Raw genomic sequence first — 3,325 nt, 5'->3', positions numbered from 1 at the left:
CCCAGATCGAAGAGCCGCAGCGCCTGTGCCCCGGACAGGGTGAACGCGCCCGTGCCGCGCATCCCGTCGGGGTCCTTGACGGGCCGCGGGAAGTCCCTGGGCGGAATGCTCAGCTGCAGCGTCACCTGGATCTCGCCATCGGACAGGCGCACCCGGTCGTGGTCCTCGCCGCGCATATGGGTGATGGTCACCGGGCCCCGGGCGGCCCGCAGGAAGCCCGCCAGCGCCCGATGCGACACGACCAGATCCGCGCGCCCGCTGGTCTGGGCTTCCAGGTCCAGCGCCAGGCTCATCTTGAGATCGGTGGCTTCCAGCGTGAGCTGGTCGTCTTTGAAGCGGACCCGCACGCAGCCCAGGGCCGGGATCGTGTTCCAATGCTCGATAACGCGCCCGAGGCGGTTGGCGGCCAGCCGAAGCTCGGCGAGGGCGACGGTGGCGCTCGGGCCGTCGGAGATCTCCGGGGCAGGCGCGGCGGCGCGGGGCATCTGGTGCAACATGGCAGGTCCTTTCCGAAGAGAGATCAGGGGCAGGCGGGCAGCGCGTCCGCCTAGGCGACGGCCTCGCGGGCACGGGTGATCCAAGCGGCGATGGCCTCGGCCTCTGTCGGGCCGCTGGCGGTGATCCGGTAGAGGGTCAGCACGGCGCGGCCCTCGGTGGGGACGTGGAAGCGGCCGCCCCCTTCGAGAGCGGCGCAGACGAACGCCTCGTGCAGAGCGTCGCCACTCAGCGGCGCAACGCGCTCCAGGAAGGAGGCGATCACGTGGGTGTCGAGGAGGCGGCCGGTCATGGCTGCCCTCCGACGATGGCGTCGGGCTGGAGCGCCCGGCGCGCGAGCGTCGTGGGCAGATCCAGCAGCGCGGCGGCAATCAATGCCGCGACCGCCAGCCAGCACAGGCCTTCCAGCGTGAGGCGGGGCAGGGAGCGTCGATCAGAATGGGTCATGCCGGCGCCCCTGCGATCAGCACCAGGGCAGCGGTGGTCAGCAGCCAGCCGAACATGGCGACGGGGAGCAGGCTCATGCCGCGCCCTCCGGATGCGCGCGGCTGGCGATCAGGGCGCGAACCTTGCCGCGGCAACGCTCGGTGATGTCCAGGACCTCGGCCATCTGGGACGACACGGTCGGCGCGCCGGCAAGGTGATGCGGGGTGAGCCGGGCCAGGCGCTCGGGCGAGATCGGGGTGCCGCGGGCGGCCTTCCGCGCGGCCCAGTCGGACCGCAGGCGCGCGCTTTCGTCAGGGGTCAGCATCGATGCCTCCATCTGTGGTGATGGAGGTTATCGTTAAAGGGACAAAAGTCCCCAGTCAAGTCGTTGGGGAAAAATATCCCATATTCGCTCTATCTGCCCAAGACCGCGATTCGGACTTCAGCTGACGGGACCAAGAGCGCATGAGGGTTGATCGGGCTGACTTGTCCCGGCTTCGGTGACTTAGGTCTTTGATTTTACAGACTGACGCGAATGAGCGGCGCTTGATGTTGACGTTCCAGCCCTCGGAGGCTAGCGTGAACAAAAAAGGAACACTTGAGATGTGCAGATAGGGCGGCCGGTGGAGCTAATTCGTTTGCGTGACGCGCTTATCGAGATTGATCTGGCGAAGGATCCTGATCGCCGACAAGCCCTCTTGCAGATTTTAGCAAGTAATCCCTTTCACTTGCGGACAATCTGTCAAATAGATCGACGATCTCGGATCGAAGCTTCGCACTCTCGTCCTGGAGAAACTCATCAAGGGACATCCCGAAGAAGTTCGCGACGCGGAGCGCATCATCGACGTTCGTAGACCTGCTCTTCCCTTGCTTCAGTTTCTTGAGCTGCTCATAGGACACCCCAGTCTCTGCGGCGACCTTCTGCAGGGACACGTTGTTGGCCTCTAGGGCTTCTAGGAGAGCATCGCGAAAGCTTTTCGACATGCCCCTATCGTATTGCGCGGGTAGGCGCTCTAGTAGGCGACAATTGTCCCTTGACTTAATGGGGATAAAAGTCCCTATATGCGGCATGGATACCGAGAGCCTTCTTCGAGAACTTGAGGACTTCGCTGCTTTGCATGGGGTGGCGCCCGCCACCGTAACGAGCCGCGCGGTCGGAAACAGTCGATTACCTGCTCGGCTACGCGCCGGAGGCAGCTGCACTGTAAGGGTCGCTCAGAAGCTTCGGCAGTACATCAAGATGAACACCACGCGCGCCGAACAGCAGGATGCCGCATGACGTGCTCATCCCTCTTCGTCTCCGATCCTTTCGCCATCCCTTTCCATGCTCCGGTTATGCCGGGGGCTTTGTCGATCATCCAGAAAACGGGGTTTCGCGATGAGCGGTGAGATCGCGGTTTACCAGGGGCCTGCGGTGCGGGCGCTGTTCAAGCAGCTGGTCCGGGACTTCGGCGGCGTGGATGCCGCGGCGGCCCTGCTGGGCTGCGCCAAGGGCACGATCTCGCGCGAGGTAAACGGCGGGCTGCCGGTCTCGATCGCGCACTTCTGCGGGCTTGAGGATGCGCTGGAGCGCTTCCCGATCACCTCGATGCTGGCCGACCGCCGGGCGGCCCGCCATGTCCGGCAGGAGGTCAATGACCTGGTCCTGCGCGTGGTCGCCGAGAATGGCGATGTCTCGAATGCAGCCGTCAGCCTGCTTTGCGCCGGCGACGCTGAGGGCGTCATGAAGGAGCTGCGCGAGTCCATCGCGGCCTCGCAGCAGTTGCTGGCCCGCCTCGAAGACGAGGCCGCCGCATGAGCTGCCCCCTCACATCCCCCTCCCGCCGACGGGCGGGCGATTGTCGCGGGGAGGGCGCCTTCGTTGGCGGCGCGCTCCTCGCGCCGATCACTTTTCACTCCAACCGCTCACGGACCCCGGCACAGGCGCCGGGCCGTGCGGAGCGCCGGCTGTCGGGCAGGGCAGGGCGCTCCCAGGCGCGGAGGGCCCATGTCCTCCAGGCCCTCCGCGCCGCCAGTTTCCCCGGACCTTGTCAGGCCGCGTCGCGGGACCGCGCGGCCGTCCGGGGCGTTGCGGTCCCGATCTGTCCGTCCCCGACTTGGGGCGCGTCCCACCCGGCGCGCCCCGCTTTTTCCCTGGGGAGACAGGTATGAGTTTCACCACCTCCACCGCTGTCATGCAGCGCCGGATCGAGGCGCCGGACAGTCTCGATGACTTCCCCACGCCGCCCTGGGCCACGCGGGCCCTCTGCGAGGTGCTGGCGGGCGAGGGCTATGATCTGGCGCAGTTGTCGGCCTGGGAGCCCTGCTGCAACCGGGGCCACATGGCGCGGCCCCTGGCCGAGACCTTCGGCTCGGTCTTCGCCTCCGATGTCATGGACTACGGCTGGCCGGGGCAGCAGGCCGT

6 protein-coding genes and 1 pseudogene are annotated in these 3,325 nt (G+C 66.6%); 2 read left to right on the top strand and 5 right to left on the bottom strand.

Translation table 11 applies throughout. The features are described from left to right. The 5 genes and pseudogenes from CVM50_RS20605 to CVM50_RS20590 form a co-directional block, all read right to left on the bottom strand. A pseudogene (locus CVM50_RS20605) lies at window positions 1-497 on the bottom strand (hypothetical protein); the annotation flags it as partial. A 50-nt stretch (window positions 498-547) separates the two neighbouring features. Beyond that, window positions 548-787, bottom strand: coding sequence for a hypothetical protein (locus CVM50_RS20600; RefSeq protein ID WP_085890182.1), 240 nt, complete (start codon window positions 785-787; stop codon window positions 548-550). Continuing rightward, window positions 784-942: a hypothetical protein gene (locus tag CVM50_RS21645; RefSeq protein WP_157792258.1), complete on the bottom strand. Its 159-nt coding sequence runs from the start codon at window positions 940-942 to the stop codon at window positions 784-786. The genes CVM50_RS20600 and CVM50_RS21645 overlap by 4 nt, the downstream gene beginning before the upstream one ends. Before the next feature lie 73 nt (window positions 943-1,015). Next, on the bottom strand, window positions 1,016-1,246 hold the full coding sequence (locus CVM50_RS20595; protein WP_100148564.1) for a hypothetical protein: 231 nt from the start codon (window positions 1,244-1,246) through the stop codon (window positions 1,016-1,018). A 326-nt stretch (window positions 1,247-1,572) separates the two neighbouring features. Then, the gene (locus CVM50_RS20590) at window positions 1,573-1,905 is read right to left on the bottom strand and encodes a helix-turn-helix transcriptional regulator (RefSeq protein ID WP_157792257.1); all 333 of its coding nucleotides are present in this window, start codon (window positions 1,903-1,905) and stop codon (window positions 1,573-1,575) included. Window positions 1,906-2,299: 394 nt separating this feature from the next. On the opposite strand from CVM50_RS20590, the gene CVM50_RS20580 reads away from it, so the two are divergent. Beyond that, entirely contained in the window at window positions 2,300-2,719 is a 420-nt protein-coding gene (locus CVM50_RS20580) for a hypothetical protein (protein WP_085890262.1), read from the top strand. A gap of 349 nt (window positions 2,720-3,068) precedes the next feature. Further along, on the top strand, window positions 3,069-3,325 hold a 257-nt coding region (locus tag CVM50_RS21865), incomplete at its 3' end, for a hypothetical protein (protein ID WP_198431957.1).

The sequence above is a fragment of the Pseudooceanicola marinus genome (genome assembly GCF_002786295.1).
Classification (GTDB): Bacteria; Pseudomonadota; Alphaproteobacteria; order Rhodobacterales; family Rhodobacteraceae; genus Pseudooceanicola; species Pseudooceanicola marinus.
Note: the sequence above shows the minus strand (reverse complement) of the source record. Positions and strands in the feature narration are given on the sequence as shown.

Excerpts from the sequence above, each read along its gene's own strand:
- CVM50_RS20595 (WP_100148564.1), bottom strand. The coding sequence starts at position 1,246 with ATGCTGACCCCTGACGAAAGCGCGCGCCTGCGGTCCGACTGGGCCGCG.
- CVM50_RS20580 (WP_085890262.1), top strand. The coding sequence starts at position 2,300 with ATGAGCGGTGAGATCGCGGTTTACCAGGGGCCTGCGGTGCGGGCGCTG.
- CVM50_RS20590 (WP_157792257.1), bottom strand. The coding sequence starts at position 1,905 with ATGTCGAAAAGCTTTCGCGATGCTCTCCTAGAAGCCCTAGAGGCCAAC.
- CVM50_RS20600 (WP_085890182.1), bottom strand. The coding sequence starts at position 787 with ATGACCGGCCGCCTCCTCGACACCCACGTGATCGCCTCCTTCCTGGAG.
- CVM50_RS21645 (WP_157792258.1), bottom strand. The coding sequence starts at position 942 with ATGACCCATTCTGATCGACGCTCCCTGCCCCGCCTCACGCTGGAAGGC.